At 32.9% G+C, this 18,540-nt stretch carries 20 protein-coding genes; 13 read left to right on the top strand and 7 right to left on the bottom strand.

The features are described from left to right. Position 1: 1 nt before the first annotated feature. From GR162_RS13305 to GR162_RS13295, 3 genes are read left to right on the top strand one after another with little or no spacing between them, the layout of a single operon-like run. Entirely contained in the window at positions 2 to 1,243 is a 1,242-nt protein-coding gene (locus tag GR162_RS13305) for an ATP-binding cassette domain-containing protein (RefSeq protein ID WP_160782570.1), read from the top strand. Beyond that, on the top strand, positions 1,244 to 1,855 hold the full coding sequence (locus GR162_RS13300; protein ID WP_160782569.1) for a family 16 glycoside hydrolase: 612 nt from the start codon (positions 1,244 to 1,246) through the stop codon (positions 1,853 to 1,855). It abuts the gene before it with no gap. Between the two features lie 15 nt (positions 1,856 to 1,870). Next, positions 1,871 to 2,356 (top strand): hypothetical protein, encoded by a 486-nt coding sequence (locus tag GR162_RS13295; protein WP_160782568.1) that lies wholly within the window; start codon positions 1,871 to 1,873, stop codon positions 2,354 to 2,356. A gap of 184 nt (positions 2,357 to 2,540) precedes the next feature. On the opposite strand, the gene GR162_RS13290 is transcribed toward GR162_RS13295, so the two are convergent. Beyond that, complete coding sequence (locus GR162_RS13290; protein ID WP_160782567.1) at positions 2,541 to 3,584, bottom strand: RluA family pseudouridine synthase; 1,044 nt, start codon at positions 3,582 to 3,584, stop codon at positions 2,541 to 2,543. Continuing rightward, positions 3,574 to 4,194, bottom strand: coding sequence for a PASTA domain-containing protein (locus GR162_RS13285; RefSeq protein WP_008462802.1), 621 nt, complete (start codon positions 4,192 to 4,194; stop codon positions 3,574 to 3,576). The genes GR162_RS13290 and GR162_RS13285 overlap by 11 nt, the downstream gene beginning before the upstream one ends. A gap of 457 nt (positions 4,195 to 4,651) precedes the next feature. Here GR162_RS13285 and GR162_RS13280 point away from each other — a divergent pair, with 457 nt between their 5' ends. The 4 genes from GR162_RS13280 to GR162_RS13265 all read left to right on the top strand — a co-directional run bounded on the left by GR162_RS13280 (position 4,652) and on the right by GR162_RS13265 (position 7,943). Further along, the gene (locus GR162_RS13280; protein WP_160782566.1) at positions 4,652 to 5,623 is read left to right on the top strand and encodes a D-alanine--D-alanine ligase; all 972 of its coding nucleotides are present in this window, start codon (positions 4,652 to 4,654) and stop codon (positions 5,621 to 5,623) included. 147 nt (positions 5,624 to 5,770) lie between these two features. Further along, positions 5,771 to 6,229 carry a pantetheine-phosphate adenylyltransferase gene (gene coaD / locus GR162_RS13275; protein ID WP_026729362.1) on the top strand — a complete coding sequence of 153 codons (459 nt, stop codon included), beginning with the start codon at positions 5,771 to 5,773 and terminating at the stop codon, positions 6,227 to 6,229. A gap of 37 nt (positions 6,230 to 6,266) precedes the next feature. Further along, positions 6,267 to 7,286 (top strand): hypothetical protein, encoded by a 1,020-nt coding sequence (locus tag GR162_RS13270; RefSeq protein ID WP_160782565.1) that lies wholly within the window; start codon positions 6,267 to 6,269, stop codon positions 7,284 to 7,286. A 78-nt stretch (positions 7,287 to 7,364) separates the two neighbouring features. Next, a complete protein-coding gene (locus tag GR162_RS13265; protein WP_160782564.1) occupies positions 7,365 to 7,943 on the top strand; it encodes an alkylphosphonate utilization protein in 579 nt (192 codons plus the stop codon). 207 nt (positions 7,944 to 8,150) lie between these two features. Here GR162_RS13265 and GR162_RS13260 read toward each other — a convergent pair whose 3' ends face one another. Beyond that, positions 8,151 to 8,597, bottom strand: coding sequence for a hypothetical protein (locus GR162_RS13260; protein ID WP_008462792.1), 447 nt, complete (start codon positions 8,595 to 8,597; stop codon positions 8,151 to 8,153). Between the two features lie 273 nt (positions 8,598 to 8,870). Then, a complete protein-coding gene (locus GR162_RS13255; RefSeq protein WP_160782563.1) occupies positions 8,871 to 10,232 on the bottom strand; it encodes a DEAD/DEAH box helicase in 1,362 nt (453 codons plus the stop codon). A 390-nt stretch (positions 10,233 to 10,622) separates the two neighbouring features. Here GR162_RS13255 and GR162_RS13250 point away from each other — a divergent pair, with 390 nt between their 5' ends. The 4 genes from GR162_RS13250 (at position 10,623) to GR162_RS13235 (ending at position 14,660) form a co-directional block, all read left to right on the top strand. After that, positions 10,623 to 12,350 (top strand): M14 family metallopeptidase, encoded by a 1,728-nt coding sequence (locus GR162_RS13250; RefSeq protein WP_160782562.1) that lies wholly within the window; start codon positions 10,623 to 10,625, stop codon positions 12,348 to 12,350. Between the two features lie 116 nt (positions 12,351 to 12,466). Continuing rightward, positions 12,467 to 13,093: a hypothetical protein gene (locus GR162_RS13245; RefSeq protein WP_160782561.1), complete on the top strand. Its 627-nt coding sequence runs from the start codon at positions 12,467 to 12,469 to the stop codon at positions 13,091 to 13,093. Between the two features lie 36 nt (positions 13,094 to 13,129). Continuing rightward, positions 13,130 to 13,825 (top strand): hypothetical protein, encoded by a 696-nt coding sequence (locus GR162_RS13240; protein WP_160782560.1) that lies wholly within the window; start codon positions 13,130 to 13,132, stop codon positions 13,823 to 13,825. Between the two features lie 199 nt (positions 13,826 to 14,024). After that, positions 14,025 to 14,660: a hypothetical protein gene (locus GR162_RS13235; RefSeq protein WP_160782559.1), complete on the top strand. Its 636-nt coding sequence runs from the start codon at positions 14,025 to 14,027 to the stop codon at positions 14,658 to 14,660. A gap of 317 nt (positions 14,661 to 14,977) precedes the next feature. Here GR162_RS13235 and GR162_RS13230 read toward each other — a convergent pair whose 3' ends face one another. Together GR162_RS13230 and GR162_RS13225 are read right to left on the bottom strand one after the other, a co-directional pair. Beyond that, positions 14,978 to 15,394, bottom strand: a complete 417-nt coding sequence (locus GR162_RS13230; protein WP_160782558.1) for a helix-turn-helix domain-containing protein — start codon at positions 15,392 to 15,394, stop codon at positions 14,978 to 14,980. A gap of 258 nt (positions 15,395 to 15,652) precedes the next feature. Continuing rightward, positions 15,653 to 16,294, bottom strand: coding sequence for an NUDIX hydrolase (locus tag GR162_RS13225; protein ID WP_160782557.1), 642 nt, complete (start codon positions 16,292 to 16,294; stop codon positions 15,653 to 15,655). A 7-nt stretch (positions 16,295 to 16,301) separates the two neighbouring features. Between GR162_RS13225 and pyrE the strand changes: the two genes are divergently transcribed. Beyond that, positions 16,302 to 16,949, top strand: coding sequence for an orotate phosphoribosyltransferase (pyrE, locus tag GR162_RS13220; protein WP_160782556.1), 648 nt, complete (start codon positions 16,302 to 16,304; stop codon positions 16,947 to 16,949). A gap of 198 nt (positions 16,950 to 17,147) precedes the next feature. Then, on the top strand, positions 17,148 to 17,540 hold the full coding sequence (locus GR162_RS13215; RefSeq protein ID WP_008462773.1) for a hypothetical protein: 393 nt from the start codon (positions 17,148 to 17,150) through the stop codon (positions 17,538 to 17,540). Positions 17,541 to 17,726: 186 nt separating this feature from the next. Here the strand turns inward: GR162_RS13215 and GR162_RS13210 are convergent, their stop codons facing one another. After that, positions 17,727 to 18,455, bottom strand: a complete 729-nt coding sequence (locus tag GR162_RS13210; RefSeq protein ID WP_160782555.1) for a biotin--[acetyl-CoA-carboxylase] ligase — start codon at positions 18,453 to 18,455, stop codon at positions 17,727 to 17,729. Positions 18,456 to 18,540: the final 85 nt, after the last annotated feature.

The following is an 18,540-nucleotide window of genomic DNA, read 5'->3' as shown; positions in this document are numbered from 1 at the left end:
AATGCAACACTGGGATATACTTTTATCAAATCAGGTAAATAAAAAGAAATTAATCGAAAATATATTAAATGGCGAAGCAACTGGAGAATTAGCCATTTTTAACAATCAAAAAGGAATATTGTTTTCTGATATTGCAATCGAAAAATTCATCGAAAAAGAATTTCAATATGACAGTGTTGAAGCTTCTCCAGATTCGCACAGACAACTTCGAACTTTTTCATCTGGCGAACGTAAAAAAGAGTTTTTAAAGTACTGCATCAATCAAAAACCAGATTACATTATTTTTGATAATCCTTTTGATCATTTAGACCAAGCTTCACGAGTAGTTTTAGCCGATTCCTTAAAAGATTTGACGAATGATATTGCGATTATTCAGCTTTTAAACCGTACTGTTGATGTTCTTGAATTTGTACCCAATAAAGCTCAAATAAAAGACAATACATTCGAATTGCATCCATTTAAAAAAGCCGAAAATCATTTCAAAACATTAAATACAACAGCAATTCCAAAAGCAACAGAAACTCATACTTTTCTTGAAAATGAATTAATCAGACTCGAAAATGTTTCGGTAAGTTATGAAGAAAGAAAAATCCTGAACAACATTTCTTGGACCATCAAACAAGGCGAATTTTGGCAGTTAGTCGGTCCAAATGGATCTGGAAAAAGCACTATTTTATCTTTGATTACAGGAGACAATCCGAAAGGTTTTGGGCAGAATTTATTCTTATTTGGAAGAAAAAAAGGAACCGGAGAAAGTGTTTGGGATATTAAAAAACAAATCGGAATTTACGCCACTTCAATGATGGATTTGTTTCAAAAAGGGCATACGTTGGAACAAATGATTCTCTCAGGATTCTTTGATCAAATCGGGTTGTATACAGAACCAACAACACATCAAAAAAACATCGTGACGCAATGGCTTGAAGTGATCGAAATGACACACTTGAGAAAAAAACGTTTTATAGATCTTTCTATCGGCCAGCAGCGTGTTGCATTGATTGTTCGTGCCGTTTTAAAACATCCCCCATTATTGATTCTAGACGAGCCAGTTGAAGGTTTAGACGACGAAAATGTAGATTTGGTAATTCAGCTTATCAATACCATAAAACAAGAAACCAATGTTGCTATACTCTATGTTTCGCATAGAATAGAACAGGGTCTTGCTCCTACTTCTGTTTTCGAACTTTTGCCTTTTGAAACAGGTTCAATCGGAAAAATACAATATCATTCAGAATTAAATTAAATGAAAACAAAATTTGCCGTATTTCTTCTTTTACAATTCATCTTGATTTCGTGTTCCAGCACCATTTCAACAGTAAAAAAAGAATATGCTTTAAACCGTTCAAAAGAACTAAAATCAGATTGGACAATCAATTCTAAAGAATGGATTTTTAAAAATGATACTCTTACAGGAAATGGTTCTCTTTCGCCTTGGGGCGTTTTGGTTTCAAAAAAACAGCTTCCAGAGAATTATGAAATTGATTTGAAAGTCAATATGACCAACGAATCTTTATTTGAAATTATGCTCAATTTAGATAAAGGAAAATACATTAGAACCTATTTGTATCAAATTGATCAAAATATTGTAATTGGAGACGGGGTTTATGATAAAAAAGACGATTCCTACGGAAAAAGAGGTGGAAAAAGCCTTTTCACAAAACCAATAGCATTGGAAAATAATAAATGGTATTCGGTAAAAATTAGAGTTGTTAACAATCAAATATATTTTTCTGTAGACAGCAAAACAACTTTAGAATGTTCTTTAGAAAAAAGCAATCTAAACCAAAAAGGAAAACTAGGTTTCATAACCAACGGAGAAGTCAAAATAACCGATTTAAAAATAAAATCTTTCTAGAAACAGACATAACGAATGGAAAAATATGAGATCTTGCAAAATGGTGATAACGAAATGACTATTTCGTTTTATTTCAATAAAAAAGCACTGATTGTTCCCTGGATAATTTTCTTTTCAATATTACTGTTAATTATAACTAAGTTAAAACCTGCATTAATAGCCGAAACATTTATTTCAATGATCATTGCAATGTCAGCGCTCGCATATGTGCTATTTAATGATTACTTTGAATGGTACAGAACCAAGTTTCATATACTTAGCATTAGAGATGAAGATTTGTATATTAATAATAAATTTCATTGCAAATTATACAAATTACAAACTGTTAACGTTATTTATTTACGTGGAAAATATAGCTTAGGTTGGATGGTATACTTAGATGTTTTTCCAATTTCATCAAATGACTACATCATAAAAAAACAGTTATTAGAAACAGACGCACATGAAATAGCAGAAAAAATATCAATATTCCTTAACCGCAATGTAAAAATAGAATCATAAAAAAGCTTCATGCAGTGCGTCTCCGCAATGAATATTCACAATACGTTAGACGCAAAGCAGTGCGCCTCTACAGAATATGGGAAAGAATAAATTATGGTAAAACAAAAAAGCTCCAAAATGGAGCTTTTTTGTTTTATGTAAAGAAAGGAAAATTATCTAATTGACAAATTTCCTAATTATCTAATTAAGCTTCGTCCTCAACATTATGCGACTTCACATAATTACGCCATCTCTCGATACAATCCTGAAAATCCTGAGGCAGTTCTGTATCAAAACGCATTAATTCTCCCGTATTCGGATGAACAAATCCAAGCGTTTTAGCATGCAGCGCCTGACGTGGTAAGGCTTTAAAACAATTCTCGATAAACTGTTTGTATTTTGTAAAAGTCGTTCCTTTCAAAATCAAATGACCGCCGTAACGCTCGTCATTAAACAACGGATGACCAATATGCTTCATATGCGCACGAATCTGGTGCGTTCTTCCTGTTTCTAGTCTACAAGAAATAAGAGTTACATAACCAAAACGCTCCAAAACTTTATAATGCGTAATAGCAGGTTTTCCAATTTCTGGATCATCAAAAACCGCCATTTGCATTCTGTCTTTCAAATGTCTCGCTAAGTTTCCTTCAATTGTACCGCTATCTGCCACAACATTTCCCCAAACTAGAGCAATATACTCGCGTTCGGTAGTTTTAGCTTCAAATTGCTTTGCTAAATGCGTCATAGCAGCTTCTGTTTTTGCCACAACCAAAAGACCAGAAGTATCTTTATCGATTCGGTGAACCAAACCTGGGCGTTCGCTGCTGTTCATTGGCAGATTTTCAAAATGAAATGCCAAAGCGTTCACCAAAGTTCCAGTATAATTTCCGTGACCTGGGTGCACAACCAATCCCGGTGGTTTATTGATCAGCAATAACGCATCATCTTCATAAACAATATCCAACGGAATATCTTCTGGATCTACCCTATTTTCAAACGGAGGATGCGACAACATGACCGTAATCACATCAAAAGGTTTTACTTTGTAATTTGATTTTACGGGAATATCATTTACAAAAATATTTCCATTAGTTGCCGCATTCTGAATTTTATTTCGTGTGGCATTCGGAATCAAATACATTAAATATTTGTCAATACGTAAAAACGCTTGACCTTTTGGGACTTCAAATCTGTAGTGCTCAAATAATTCGTCTTCCAGATCTAAATTTTCTTCAATATTATTGTTCATCACTTGGGGTTTCTGCAGGCACCGCAGTACTATCTGTTGCCTGACTTTCATCTACATAACTTGCTTTTCCATCTCCTAAAACTAAATCAATTTTAGAAGCTTTAAGCACTCTATCTCCAACTTTTAAGTTTCTTCCTTTTAAACGCATTTCCAAAACCATATCTTTTCCAAGATTCGGAATATACGTGATCGTTCCCGGCTCAAGACCTAACGCTTTTAAGGTTGGCACAGCCTCACGATATGTTTTTTCGATCAAATCTGGAATTTTTACAGAAGAAAAACCAGAAGCATTAATCTTGATATAAATTTTTCTACCCACTTTTACCATGGTTCCAGGAAGCGGATCTTGCTCAACAACACTATATTTTGGGTATTCACTTCTGTAATCAACGCTATCCAATAAAACATAGTCCAAATCCAGTTCATCCAATTTCTCTTCTACTTGTTCCTCAGTCAATTTAGACAAATTCGGCACCGCAATTTCGTGTCCGTGATCTGTTGTAAAAGTTAACCAATGCATAAATAAATAACCAATAACAGCGATTATAGCTGCGGCCGCAAGCAATTGCAAGAAAAAAACTCGGCTTGTTAAATACTGACGTAAACTCATAAATTTATTTTTAATAGCGACAAAGATAAAGTATTTCGTTTCAAAAAAAATGATAATTTTGTTTAAAACAAGAAAGTCCCGAGATTGTCATCCTGAGCGAAGTCGAAGGATAATTTTCAGGAGCTATTTCCTGCTATCCGCTGTATCTTTTGCGCCGAACCCCGGCACAAAAGGATGCCGCTTCTATCAGGGCTAGGGCACTCGGTTTCAAAAGAACGATCTTTAACAGAAATTAGTACAGTTTTATTCTCGAAAGAACTATAAATATAAAGTTTGTCTTCCTGAGCAAAGCCGAAGGATTTACACAAAGTAAATAGACAATCTTTGTAGAGCTACTTGCGAAGATTTCTCCTCCGTCGAAATGACAATATTGAGGAAAAATCTTTTTAATTAGTGTAATCAGTGGCAAAAAACTTGAAACATTAAACTTGAAACAATTAAAAAATAAAAACATACAATGAAAAACATTGCCATCATCATGGGCGGCTATTCCAGCGAATACAAAATATCTTTAATCAGCGGAAATGTCGTATATCAATATCTTGACAAAACAAAATACAACGGATTCCGTATTCACATTTTCAAAGAAAAATGGGTGTATGTAGACGAAAACGACGCCGAATTTCCAATTGATCGAAATGATTTTTCAGTTATAGTAAACGGTCAGAAAATTACTTTTGACTGTGTTTTCAATGCCATCCACGGAACTCCAGGAGAAGACGGATTAATGCAAGCTTATTTCGAATTGATCGGAATGCCTCAATCTTCTTGCGATTATTACCAATCGGCACTTACATTCAACAAAAGAGATTTATTATCAGTTTTAAAGCCATACGGAATCAAAACAGCCATTTCTTATTATTTGAATAAAGGAGACGAAATCAATACAGCAGAAATCGTTAAAAAAGTAGGATTGCCATGTTTCGTAAAACCAAACAAAGCAGGTTCTAGTTTCGGAATCTCAAAAGTAAAAACAGAAGCTGAGCTGCCAATTGCCATTGAAGTAGCTTACAAAGAAGACAACGAAATCATCATTGAAAGCTTCCTTGACGGAACAGAAGTTTCTGTGGGCGTGATCAACTACAAAGGCGAAATAATCGTTTTACCAATCACAGAAATTGTATCAGACAATGATTTCTTTGACTATGAGGCAAAATACGAAGGAAAATCGCAAGAGATTACGCCAGCGAGAATCTCTGACGAACTGACTAAAAAAGTGTCAGAAACGGCAAAACGCGCTTATGAAGTTTTAAAAATGAAAGGTTTCTCAAGAAGCGAATTCATTATTGTAAACGGCGAACCACATATGCTTGAAATGAACACCATTCCAGGTTTAACAACAGAAAGTTTAATTCCGCAACAAGCAAAAGCAGCTGGAATTTCTCTGGAAGATTTATTTACAAATGCAATTGAGTTAGCTTTAGCTTAAAGATACTAAGGTTCTGAGATTCTAAGTTACTAAGATTTCAGAACCTTATTTTTTATAACATAACTCTCAGACTAAACGAAATCTAAGTCATCAAAATACATTGCGCCTTTGTGCCTTTGTAGCTTTGAACCTTAAAAAAGAAAAAAAATGCGAAAAGCCATATTCCCAGGATCATTTGACCCAATTACTTTAGGACACGAAGACATTATCAAAAGAGGAATTCCTTTATTTGACGAAATTGTAATTGCTATTGGTGTCAATGCCGAAAAAAAATACATGTTTTCATTAGAAGAAAGAAAACGTTTTATCGAGGAAACTTTCAAAGACGAACCAAAAGTTTCGGTTATCACTTACGAAGGCTTAACAATCGATTTGGCGAAAAAAGAAAAAGCTAATTTCATTTTAAGAGGTTTACGCAACCCCGCCGATTTCGAGTTTGAAAAAGCGATTGCACATACCAATAGAAAACTTTCAAAAATAGAAACCGTTTTCTTGCTGACAGCTGCAAGTACTTCATTCATCAGTTCGAGCATTGTACGTGATGTATTGCGTCATGGTGGCGAATATGAGATGCTGGTTCCAGATGCTGTTAGGGTTAAGAAGTAAATACTTCTTAAAGTTCTCAAAAGTATATTCGCTATAGATGAAAATAAAGACCTATACTGCTCTGATAATTTGCTTCATAATCCTTTCTTGCAAAAAAGAAGAAAAAATAACGAATCAAATTACAGATAAAACAGAAAAAAATAAAAGCAACGATCAAGGTGAAAAAGCTAATCTAACCGTCATTTATAAAACTCGAAATAAAAACAATTCTGAAGAAATAAGAATTACTGTATCCAAACAGAGTGAGTATGATAAATATTTGCTTGCTGAAGATAAAAACCTCATTCTGGTTTCGAAATATTTAAAAAATGAAAATACATTTAGACTTGTTAAAGAAGACACTTTAATTTCTAACGAATATAATTACACTTCAATTGGAAAAGAAAGCTTTGAGAAGGTAACTATTAAAGATCAAGAATATATTCTTTTATCTGTACATGAGGTTTATCAAGGATCTGCTGTTACAGATGAAACCGTCTCTTTTATCATATTAGATACTAATACCCTTAAAACTTACACCCTAATATATGGAGGCGAAACTACAGTCCATAATGGAGAAGCAATTGTTGGGAAATTTACAGAGAATAAGATTTTAGATTCGAATCCAGAAATAAAAAAAGCACTTTATGATTTTGCTAATAAAAGCAAATGGGTATTTCATGCTTCCAAAGATCCGAATCATTATACCAATTACATGAAAAAATGGGAAACAGATAACAATACCGTCAATCATTTGGCAAACGGTTATTCTGGAATTCCAGACATTATTTATAGCACTTATTACAAAGATGATTTATTCAGTTTTACGGGAGACTATGATGAATCACAGAGTATTGAAAATGACAATTTTAAAATTGTATCGTATTTTCGAGGCAACATCCTTGCGTTTGATAAAAACAAGCAGTTATATTTTCCAATTTATACAGAAGCCTGTGTAACAGGTTGCGATAAAAAAATAAGATTCGTTTCAGAAAATAGCATAGAAGTAACATATCATGAAAGTTCTCAAAATGAGACTTCAATTATTCATCTTAACGAAATAATATTCAAAAACTAAACTTTCTAAGTTTTAATGTTAATTTGCATCCCTAATCAATTATAAGTAATTTCGCATTTTTAAAACAAACACAAAACAATGAGTATCGAGAGAGAATTAAGCAAACGAAGCGGGTCAAAATGCGAACTTTGCGGTAATGAAGAGAATTTAAAAGTTTATCAGGTTCTTCCAACTAGAAAAGGAGGCATTGATGAAGCAATATTTGCCTGTAACACTTGTATTGACCAAATTGAAAATCCAGACAATGTAGATTTAAATCACTGGAGATGCCTTAACGATAGCATGTGGAACGAAAATATTCCTGTTCAAGTTGTAGCTTGGAGAATGCTTAGCCGTATGCGCGCTGCAGGATGGCCACAAGAATTACTAGATATGATGTATCTTGATGACGATACGCTAGAATGGGCAAAAGCAACAGGAGAAGGCGAAGATGACGAAAATAAATTGGTTCACCGCGACAGTAACGGCGTATTGCTACAACACGGAGATTCTGTAGTTTTAATCAAAGATCTAAAAGTAAAAGGATCAAGCATGGTTGCCAAACAAGGAACTGCTGTGAGAAACATTCGTTTAGATCACGAAAACGCTGAATACATTGAAGGAAAAGTAGACGGACAGCAGATTGTGATTATTACGCAATACGTTAAGAAGATTTAATTTTAAGGTTCAGAGTAACAAAGGCGCAAAGGTACAAAGTGCTCAAACTAAAATGATACCCCTTCGCTCCTTTGTTACTCTAAAACTTTCAACCTAAAAACAAAAAAAGCTGTTCGATTAGAACAGCTTTTTTTATTTATATGATTAAGAGCTAAGCTTAAAAACTTTGTCCCTTTGCAACTTTGAGGCTTTGAACCTCAAAAAGAATTATTTTTGGAATAATTTATTGATTTGGTCTTTTACGAAAGGCTCAGAAACGTTGTTTGTATCAGCATCTCTTTCTTTGCTAGAAACCATAAATTGTACAGTTGCTTTGTCTGGAACTACGTTTCCAGTGTAGTGCAACCAAATGTAGTTATTTGGCAATTCTAATTTGATGTCATACAAAGGTGTTGCAGTAAATCCTCCAACAATGATATTGTAAAGGTTGTTGTAGGCATTATCGATGTTTTTGAATGAAAACTTTCTTAAGTTAGAAGAATCCTCATCGTTTTGGATAATAGTATAATACACCGTGTACTCATCTCCAATTTTTTGGATGTAATTGTTGTTTACTTTTCCTAATTTCTCAACAGGAACTGTCTCTAAAACTTTAACTTGACCAAACGATACAAAGCTAACGAACAGAATAGCAAGGGTAATAATGTTTTTCATACTGAATTTGGGGTTTACAATTTTACTGTAGCAAAAAAACATAGAATTATTGAAAAAACACCTATCAAATCATTATTTTTTTAACATAAAATTGTAAAACTTAGCTACACAATCATAAACAACTGAAAAACAAATAAATACCAAAAATTAAAATTCCAAATTCCAAAAGATTGAAGTAATCTTAAAATCTGAAATTCCAAAATCAAAAATCTAAAATTTAAAATAGCGTAGCGATTTTGAAAAATCTAAAATCTAAAATCAGAAATCTAAAATTTAATACTTCCCTCTCTTCTCGTCTTCTACTTTTTTGATGACATTACGGGCAACTTCGATTTTAAACTTCTTGCCTTTCATTTTTTCATCTTTAATATTTTTCAGAAGGTCTTTGACTTTATTATATTTTACCGCCGCAAACGAAACAAAATCTTTTACTTCGATCAAGCCTAAATCGTCTTTTTCCAGTTTTCCTTTTTGCGAAAAGAAACCGACAATATCAAATTTGTTCAGTTTTGTTTTCTTTCCTCCACTGATATAAATAGTTTGAAATTGAGGCGGTTGCGGAAGCGAAACTTTTCCTTCAACATCAAAAACCTCCATTTCATAATCAATGTAGTCTAATTGTTTTTCACTTTCGTGAATGATTACATACGCCGTTCCCGTTGCCTGCATACGCGCTGTACGTCCGTTACGATGCGTAAATTCGTCTTCTTTTAACGGCAAATGATAATGAATAACATGTTTCATTTCAGGAATATCCAAACCTCTCGCAGCCAAATCGGTTGTAACTAGATAGGTCACACTTCCGTTTCTAAACTGAATTAAAGCCCTCTCCCGCTCTTCCTGATCCATTCCCCCATGATAATACACCGAATAGATTCCTTTTTCGTTTAAAGTATCGCTAATACGTTCTGCAGCATCACGATGGTTACAGAAAATAATAGCCGATTCTGATTGCAGTGAGCAAATCAAATTGAATAAACTCCGCAGTTTATCTTTGGCTGGCGAAATCACCATTTTCATAGAAAGATTCGCCTTTTCTTCTTCCTCTGGAATAAAATCCAAAACCGTTGGATTTACAACACGTGTATATTTCGGAATCTCAATATCTGAAGTTGCTGAAACCAAAACTCTTTTATTCACTTTCGGTAATCTGCCAATGATAAAAGACATTTGTTCGTGAAACCCTAATTGAAGCGATTTATCAAATTCATCTAAAATTAAAGTCTGAATTTTATCGGTTCTAAAAGTATCTCTGTCAATATGATCGGCAATTCTTCCAGGCGTTCCAATTAAAACCGCTGGCGGATTGCTCAAGTTTTTCATTTCCGTTTCAATCGAATGTCCGCCGTAACAAATATTGACTTTGTATTGCGTTCCCATTTTTTTCCAAACCTGTTCAATTTGAAGCCCTAATTCGCGTGACGGAACCAAAATCAAACACTGAACCGATAAGATTTCTGGCTGCAATAATTCTAAAATTGGAAGCAAAAACGCTAATGTTTTTCCAGATCCTGTTGGAGAAAGCAATAAGACATTATTATCGTTCAGAATAACATCATTAGCAGTTTCCTGCATTTCGTTGAGATTCTGAATCCCTAAATTCGAAAGTATGTCGTTGGAATGGTGTTTTTTCATGCTGCAAAAGTAGGGAAAATTTGTTTCAAGTTTTTTCTTGTTTCAGGTTCCAAGTTTGAATGGTGTTTTTTTTGTTTCACGCAGATTTAAAAAGATTTAAACAGATTTGAGCAGATTTGGGCAAAAATTTACCTCTCGCAGATTTTGCAGATTAAGCAGATTAAACTGCAAATATCAAAATTAAAAAAATCTGCAAAATCTGCGAGAGACAAATAACCACAAAGATTACATTTCACGCGGACTTAAAATGGATTTAGCAAATTTGAAAAAAATCAAAATTAATCTGCTCTAATCTGCAAAATCTGCGTGAAACAAAATTATAAGCAATGCAGATCAAACTTGAAACTTGAAACAAATAAAACCTATATTTGATTCCATAAAAACAGAATCATGAAACTTTTTACATTTCTCTTTTCACTTTTCACCATCACCATTTCTGCTCAAAACATTAAAAAATACGATACCTTCTTTGAAAAAGGAAACGGAAACCAATCCGCACCTTATCAGGAAACTATTGCTTATTTTAAAATGCTCGCTGCTGATTTTCCGACTATCCAAATAAAAGAAATGGGATTGACAGATTCTGGTGAACCTTTACACATGATTACTTTCAATCCTGACAAGGAATTTGATTTTGATAAAATTCAGAAAACCAAAGCTGTTTTGTTTGTAAATAATGGAATCCATGCTGGAGAACCTGACGGAATCGATGCCACAATGCAATTCTACAGAGATTTGGCAACAGGAAAAATGAAAGCACCAAAAAATACCGTTTTGGTTACGATTCCTGTTTATAATATTGGCGGTGCTTTAAACCGAAATTCGACAACGCGCGCCAATCAGGACGGACCCGAAATTTATGGCTTTAGAGGAAATGCCAGAAACTACGATTTAAATCGTGATTTAATGAAATCGGATACCAGAAACACTAAAAGTTTCGTGGAGATTTTCCAGAAAATAAATGCCGATGTTTTTATTGACAATCACGTAAGCAACGGTTCTGATTATCAATACAAACTGACGTACATCATGACACAGCACAACAAATTGGGAACAATTTTGGGCGATTTTATGAATAACGAAATGATGCCAGCTTTGGTAAAAGATCTTCAGAAAAAGAAAATCGAAACCACGCCTTATGTTGATTCGTTTAAAGATACACCAGACAAAGGCTTCGGGCAATTTGTAGATAGTCCGCGATATACAACGGGTTATACCTCGCTGTTTAATACGATTGGTTTTGTGGTCGAAACGCACATGCTAAAAAAATATGCCGAACGCGTAAAAATGACCTACGAATACATGAAATCGACTTTAGATTTTACTGATGCCAATTATCAAAAAATAAAAGATTTACGAGTAAAAAATTTAGAGCAATATCAGCCTAAAAAATCATACACTTTAAAATGGGAATTGGACAGCACAAAAGCAACCACTTTTTCGTTTTTAGGATATGAAGCAGGCTACAAAAAAAGCGACGCTACAACAGGGAATCGTTTGTATTACGACCGAAGCAAACCGTACAAAAAAGACGTTCCGTACATTAAAGAATTTAAATCGGTTAAAGAAGTTCTGATTCCGACAGCTTACATTGTTCCAAGAGGATATTGGAATATTATTGAGCTTTTGAAAAACAATAATATTTCGTTAAAAACAATTAAAAACGATACAATTATAGAAGTCGAAAGCTACAGAATTGCCGATTTTAAAACTGTTCCGTCTGCTTACGAAGGACATTATTTACACCGAAACACAACCGTAACTTCTAAAATCATTAAAATGGCTTTTGCTAAAGGAGATTACATCGTGCCAACGAATCAAAAAGGCGTAAAATATCTTCTTGAAGCTTTTGAACCAGAAGGCGTTGATTCGTTCTTTAATTGGAATTTCTTCGATGCTATTTTACAGCAAAAAGAACATTACTCTGAATATATTTTTGAAGATACTGCTGGACAACTTTTAAAAGATAATCCAACTCTAAAAGCAGAATTAGAAACCAAAAAACAAAACGACCGAGAGTTTGCCAAAAGCGCCGAAACGCAACTAGACTGGATTTACAAACATTCTGTTTATTATGAAAAGGCACATATGCAGTATCCTGTTTATCGTGTTTTGTAATTTTTTTTATAACGCAGAGTTCGCTAAGATTTTTTTGCTTTTGATTAAGTTTAGTAAAAACGCTGAGGTCGCAAAGTTTTACTAGATCAATTACTTATATTTAAAATATCGAAGAAATGGAAAATTTATTAAATAATATCTTTAGCTATTCAGTTGTTTCTGCATTGATTACCTTAATTATTACCAAAATAGTCGAGGGAAGAATACAAAGCTCTTTTGACAAGAAACTTGAAAACATAAAAAAAGAGCATTCGTTAGAAATCGCAAAATTTCATACCGAAATAGATTCATTGAAAGCTAAAGAAAATTTCAAATTCACAAAACTACACGAACAAAGATTTGAAGTTCTCAAAAACACCTACTCTTATATAAATAATACAAAAAGCGATTTATCAAAATATGTTGATTTAATGAAAACTGCTTCTATAGATTCTACTGACGAGCAATATAAACAGGAATTGCACGGAAATTTCATAAAATCACAAGAACAGTTTATAAAATATTTTGGTGATAATCTCATATTTTTTAGTGAAAATCTCGAAAATATAGTAGCCGATTTCGCTTTGGAATGCATGCATATTTCTAATGATTACGACACAAACAAGATTTTTAAAATTCCATTAGATACAGCGAGAAAAAGTCAAAAAAATGCAGAATCTTATTTAACACTTGACGATAATATTTATTTTATTATGAAAACGATAAAAACTGAATTTAGATATTTATTAGGTACAGATTTATAATTCGAGCTAACTTAATCATTAAACTTAATTACTATTATGAGCGAAGAAAATAGTAGAAAATCGATTTTAGATTATACTTCAATTGTAACTATAGGCGGTATATTATTGTATCAACTTGGTTGGTCATATTGGGAAACATACCTTAATAATTTTAACATTGATAGCTCTCTAATTGATATATCAATTGAAAAAATCATCTCTACAACATGGACTACTATACTTCTAGTATTACTTGCCTTACTAAGGTCAATTGAAGACTTTATAAGGTTAAAAAAACAAGATACAATTTCAGTACGTTATGTAATTTTATATCTAGTTTTTGGAATTTTTTTAATGTATGAATCGAGTAATTTTGAAAAATTTACTTTCATTCATGTTTTGTTATTTGGTGTATTACTTTTATCCATAACGTTATTAGGAAATAAAATTGATAAATTAGGACCAATTAATAAAAAAAGCTATTTAATTATTTTAATTGTAGTCGCTTATATAATGTCAGCAGTTTATTATCCTTTTCAAGCAAAAAAGGATTCAACTAAAATTATTTCTGATCGCACAAATAATGTTTTAATAGTATTAAAAGATCGAAATAAAAAAATAAATGGAAAGTTCATTACTTTTATGAATGATAAATATTTTATCTTAGTTGAAAATAAGTTCTGTAAAAGAGAAACAAGAATATTCAGCAATAGTGAGATTAATTATGTAGTATTTCCCACTAGCCCCCGCTAGCGAGAGCGTCCCGCTCGTGAACACAATCTAAATCAAAACTAAAGAGGTCATGAGTACCAAGAACATATAAAAAATAATGATTGCTTTACTTTGCGGACACAGATTGCAAATCTGCGCTAACGGATATGGTATGGCACTGACAACTCAAAATATTTTGCATATCTAAATACAAAATTTACCGACCTAATATATCCGAAAAATGAACAAAAATAGTACAATTATCCACGATACAATTATTGTCAGAGATACAATCTATCAAACGATTTCTGCTACAAAAATAGATAAAGCCGAAGTATACAAAGATATTTTAACAAACCAAACATCTACCAATAATACAATATTTTTAGTATTCTTTGGTCTTTTAACTCTTTTTATCGGTGCATCTTACTTGTACAACATAACTGTTGCTAAAACACAAATAATAAAACAGACTAAGAAAATCTTTGCGGCGGAAAAGAAGAAAATGCATAAGGAAATCAAAGAGGATTTAAATGAAAAATTTTATAAAATAAGAGGTGAAAGTGCTAGATTATTCTCAAATCAGTGCTTAGAAAATACTCCACTTAAAAATGTGCAATTATTATATTGGATTTGTCAATGTATTAAATATTATAGTAAGATAAAAGATGGAGGACTGGCAGTAAGACAATCTTGCAAAAGAGCTATTAAAATTTCTGAAACTATTAAAACAAAAAAAGCTGAATGTAAACCACTTCTACTAGAACAATATCCTAATTTACAACGCAATTTCTATAAGATATTTGAGAAATTACCATTAGAATTGTCAGAAGAAAAAAATAAGCTAAAAGAATTATTAGATGAGATAGTATCATAATTATATTAAAATACAATCATTTATTTTAATAGTTAAAATGTTTTATTGTCGAAACGCATATGCTGAAAAAATATACAGAACGTGTAAAAATGACATCCGAATACATGAAAGCGACAATGGATTTTACCGATGCTAATTTTCACGAAATCAAAGAGCTTCCCTGCTAGCGCGAGCATCCCGCTCGTGAACGCAATCTAAATCAATACGTAAAGAGGCACGAGAGGGACGCTCGCGCCAACGATATAAATTGAATAAAAAAAGCCTAATAAAACATCAAATTTTATTAGGCTTTCTTTTTATCATAAAAAGAATAAAACTTATTTATCCTTCAATATCTTCTCTAAAAATTCTACTTTTTCTTTTTCAGCTTGAACTAAACGTTCGTAAAGCTTTTTGTTTTCTTCGTAAGCTTCAATTAATTTATCTAAAGGATTGAAAGTAAATACTGATCCATGCGCAAATGCTCCATTACTGCCACTATTATCATAGAAATTATTAAAATAGTTAATCACGCTTTCTTCTGAAAAATTTTGAATTGCTTCAACACTTACTCCTAAAGCTTTTGCAATAGCTTTTAGTTTTTCATCATCGATGGTTTCACTATTTTCCAAAATAGAAATTGCCTGTTGGTTTGTTCCTAAAGCTTGAGCCAAAGCTTCTTGCTTCATGTCTCTAAGTTCACGAATTCGGCTTATTTTTCGTCCTATATGGTTTGGTTTTGTTAGTGTGCTCATAAATCAAAAGTGTTACTTATTTAACAAAAGTACGATTTTTGAAATATGAATTAATTAAAAATGACAATTTCCTTAAAAACAAATAAAATCTTACAAACGAAACCGTTTTGCGTGAGGGATAGAAGCTGGCTACCGAAGTAGCGCGGATAGCCCGACAGCAATAAAAAAAAGGCCCAATAAACGCAAAGTTGATTGGGTCTTTTCTTTTATTGGTGGCACGTCCAAATAAATAAATTTCAAATTCCAATTAAATACTGATTAACTGTTGGAATTTGGAATTTTTTCTATTGATTTTTTTTTCGTAGGATTTTTTTCTTCTTCAAACAATAATTTGATGTTTTCGTATGAGTTTTTAAGTGCTTCCTTGATTTGTTCTGGGTTTAACCACGCTACTTTTTCTATTCCTTCTTCTAATTGTCCGTGTGGCGTTCCTTCAAAATCGGAAAACATTTCGAACCAATGCGTGATTTTAAGTTTGTATTTTCCGTTGCGTTTAAAGATATGATAGGTTTTTTGAAGTTTATTCGTAATACGAAGCTGGTTTACTCCTGTCTCCTCCTCTACCTCACGCATAGCCGTCGCTTCAATGTCTTCCCCTTTCTCGATGCCGCCTTTTGGTAAATCCCATTTTCCGTTTCTAAAGATAAATAAGACTTCGCCTTTCTTGTTGTAGACAAAGCCTCCGCCCGCTTTATTTACCGGAATTTTGGCTTTTAGGGTTTTCATCATCTCACTTTCGTCGGGATGATATAGAATCGCTTTTTGAATTTTATTTTGAAAAATTTTTATAATAAGCTGTTCGATATCAATACTCTCCAACAAGAACAATTGGAAATCTGTTTCTTTCGAGATTTCATTTGTCAAAAAAAGTGGTTTGTCGTTTACAAAAACTTTATACATTTGTACTATGATTTTTAATAAAGATACTGCCGAAAAAACAGCCGAATTGCTTTTGCAAATAAATGCAATTAAATTGAATCCCGAAAATCCTTTTACATGGGCTTCTGGTTGGAAATCTCCTATTTATTGCGATAATAGGTTAATTCTTTCATTTCCGAGCATTAGAAACTATGTTCGTGATGAGTTTGCTAAAAACATCGAAAAACAATTTGGAAAGCCTGATGTGATTGCTGGTGTTGCTACTGGAGCCATTGGAGTTGGAATTTTGGTTGCCGAAAGTTTAGGGCTTCCATTCGTATACGTGCGTCCAGAACCTAAAAAACACGGTAGACAAAACCAAGTTGAAGGTTTTTTACAAAAAGGACAAAATGTTGTGGTTGTAGAAGACTTAATCAGTACTGGAAAAAGCAGTTTACTAGCTGTTGAAGCTTTAAGAAACGAAGGCGCTAATGTTAAAGGTATGGCGGCTGTGTTTACTTATGGTTTTGGCGTTGCCGAAGAAAACTTCAAAGAGGCTAATGTTGATTTATTCACATTGAGCAACTACGAAAACCTATTAGATCTAGCAGTTCAAAAACAATATATTACAGAAGATCAGCAATCGACTCTTCAAGAATGGAGCATAAGCCCATCAACTTGGGGACAAGAAAGCTAATTTTAGATTTCTGATTGCAGATTTTAGATTTTAGATTTTAAAGTCGCTTTGCCCTTTTTGGAATTTGTCCCGATAGCTATCGGGATTAAAAAATTGGAATTTTATTTAAAGTTTCAGCTTTGCGAACTTAAATAAAGTCAAGCAACATAAAAAACCTAGCGCACTTTGCGGTAAAAAACAAAACAAACAAAAAACAATATGAACTTAGAAAGTCCAAAAGTTACTGTTCAGAAATCAGCTCAGGATTTATTTGATCAACTGACTGATGTAAAGAATTTCGAAAAATTAATGCCAGACAATATCGCTAAATTTGAAGTGACTGGTGAAGACGCTTTTATTTTTGGATTGAAAGGGATGCCGGAAATCAAATTAAAAATGAAAGATAAAGTAGCTCCAAACAAAATTGTTTTGGGGGCTGCAAGCGATAAACTTCCGTTTACACTAACTTCAAACATTGACACTGTTTCTGATTCAGAAAGTGCTGTTCAATTATTTTTTGAAGGAGAATTCAATGCTATGATGGCAATGATGGTCAAAGGCCCAATCAGTAAGTTTATTGAAACTTTAGCAAACAATATGCACAAGCTTTAATAATGGTGAATTATTAATTGTGAATTATTAATGAAGCCTGATTTAATGAAATCGGGCTTTTTTTTGAATGCCACGAAGACGCTAAGGCACGAAGTTTTTTTCTTCTAAAATAATATACTAGACGCACTGCAGTGCTTCTCTACGGAAAAACCTTTGTCACTTTGCTTCTCTGTTACTTTGCAACTCTCAATAAAGCATTTTAACCTCTTTAATCTCAAACTCCGCAACAGAATCATCTTCTAGCAAAACCTGCAATTTTCCTATTGGAGAAACGCCTTGAATGATTCCCATAAAGTCTTGGTTATTATTATCTCTAAATGCAGTTGGAATTCCCTTTTTAAATAAAAAATTAAAATAATCATCCCAAAAAGTCTGCGATGAGGTATTCCACAATTGGATTTTCTCTTTTAGTTTTTCGACTATTAAAACTGCCAATTCTTCTTTATCAAAAGATTTACCAGCAATAGCCGCCATAGAAGAAGCAGTTGGTAATTCAGCAAAATCAGTTTGATTGACATTGATTCCGATTCCGGCAACTGACACGATTCTGCCATCGCTTTTTAAGGTATTTTCGATTAATATGCCAACTAGTTTCTTATTGTATGACAGAATGTCGTTTGGCCATTTAATACAAATATCAGGAATATTTAATATTTTTAAAACCTCTGCAACCGATAAAGAGACAACGAGACTTAAATTGAAAACTTCGTCGTTATTAAAGAGAAAATCTTTAATCAAAACGCTCATAGTTAAGTTTTTACCAGCTTGAGTCTTCCACACGCCACCTACTTGCCCCTTTCCTTTTGTCTGATTTTCAGCTGTTACCGTTGTAAAATTCTCTAGTTCATCTTGACTTGCCAAAGCCTTTAGAAAGTCATTTGTAGAATCTATGGCATCGAGTTTGATTAGTTTCATTAAATAATTTAAATATCTTAATTTAATATTTTGTTAAGGTTCAAAAATAATCACAAAATTTGGTAACTTTACAAATTCATATAAA

Source organism: Flavobacterium sp. HBTb2-11-1 (assembly GCF_009826975.1).
Lineage (GTDB): Bacteria > Bacteroidota > Bacteroidia > Flavobacteriales > Flavobacteriaceae > Flavobacterium.
This window is presented reverse-complemented; position numbering and strand designations above follow the sequence as displayed.

Coding starts and splice junctions, on each gene's coding strand:
- GR162_RS13305 (WP_160782570.1), top strand. CDS start 2: ATGCAACACTGGGATATACTTTTATCAAATCAGGTAAATAAAAAGAAA.
- GR162_RS13300 (WP_160782569.1), top strand. CDS start 1,244: ATGAAAACAAAATTTGCCGTATTTCTTCTTTTACAATTCATCTTGATT.
- GR162_RS13295 (WP_160782568.1), top strand. CDS start 1,871: ATGGAAAAATATGAGATCTTGCAAAATGGTGATAACGAAATGACTATT.
- GR162_RS13290 (WP_160782567.1), bottom strand. CDS start 3,584: ATGAACAATAATATTGAAGAAAATTTAGATCTGGAAGACGAATTATTT.
- GR162_RS13285 (WP_008462802.1), bottom strand. CDS start 4,194: ATGAGTTTACGTCAGTATTTAACAAGCCGAGTTTTTTTCTTGCAATTG.
- GR162_RS13280 (WP_160782566.1), top strand. CDS start 4,652: ATGAAAAACATTGCCATCATCATGGGCGGCTATTCCAGCGAATACAAA.
- coaD (WP_026729362.1), top strand. CDS start 5,771: ATGCGAAAAGCCATATTCCCAGGATCATTTGACCCAATTACTTTAGGA.
- GR162_RS13270 (WP_160782565.1), top strand. CDS start 6,267: ATGAAAATAAAGACCTATACTGCTCTGATAATTTGCTTCATAATCCTT.
- GR162_RS13265 (WP_160782564.1), top strand. CDS start 7,365: ATGAGTATCGAGAGAGAATTAAGCAAACGAAGCGGGTCAAAATGCGAA.
- GR162_RS13260 (WP_008462792.1), bottom strand. CDS start 8,597: ATGAAAAACATTATTACCCTTGCTATTCTGTTCGTTAGCTTTGTATCG.
- GR162_RS13255 (WP_160782563.1), bottom strand. CDS start 10,232: ATGAAAAAACACCATTCCAACGACATACTTTCGAATTTAGGGATTCAG.
- GR162_RS13250 (WP_160782562.1), top strand. CDS start 10,623: ATGAAACTTTTTACATTTCTCTTTTCACTTTTCACCATCACCATTTCT.
- GR162_RS13245 (WP_160782561.1), top strand. CDS start 12,467: ATGGAAAATTTATTAAATAATATCTTTAGCTATTCAGTTGTTTCTGCA.
- GR162_RS13240 (WP_160782560.1), top strand. CDS start 13,130: ATGAGCGAAGAAAATAGTAGAAAATCGATTTTAGATTATACTTCAATT.
- GR162_RS13235 (WP_160782559.1), top strand. CDS start 14,025: ATGAACAAAAATAGTACAATTATCCACGATACAATTATTGTCAGAGAT.
- GR162_RS13230 (WP_160782558.1), bottom strand. CDS start 15,394: ATGAGCACACTAACAAAACCAAACCATATAGGACGAAAAATAAGCCGA.
- GR162_RS13225 (WP_160782557.1), bottom strand. CDS start 16,294: ATGTATAAAGTTTTTGTAAACGACAAACCACTTTTTTTGACAAATGAA.
- pyrE (WP_160782556.1), top strand. CDS start 16,302: ATGATTTTTAATAAAGATACTGCCGAAAAAACAGCCGAATTGCTTTTG.
- GR162_RS13215 (WP_008462773.1), top strand. CDS start 17,148: ATGAACTTAGAAAGTCCAAAAGTTACTGTTCAGAAATCAGCTCAGGAT.
- GR162_RS13210 (WP_160782555.1), bottom strand. CDS start 18,455: ATGAAACTAATCAAACTCGATGCCATAGATTCTACAAATGACTTTCTA.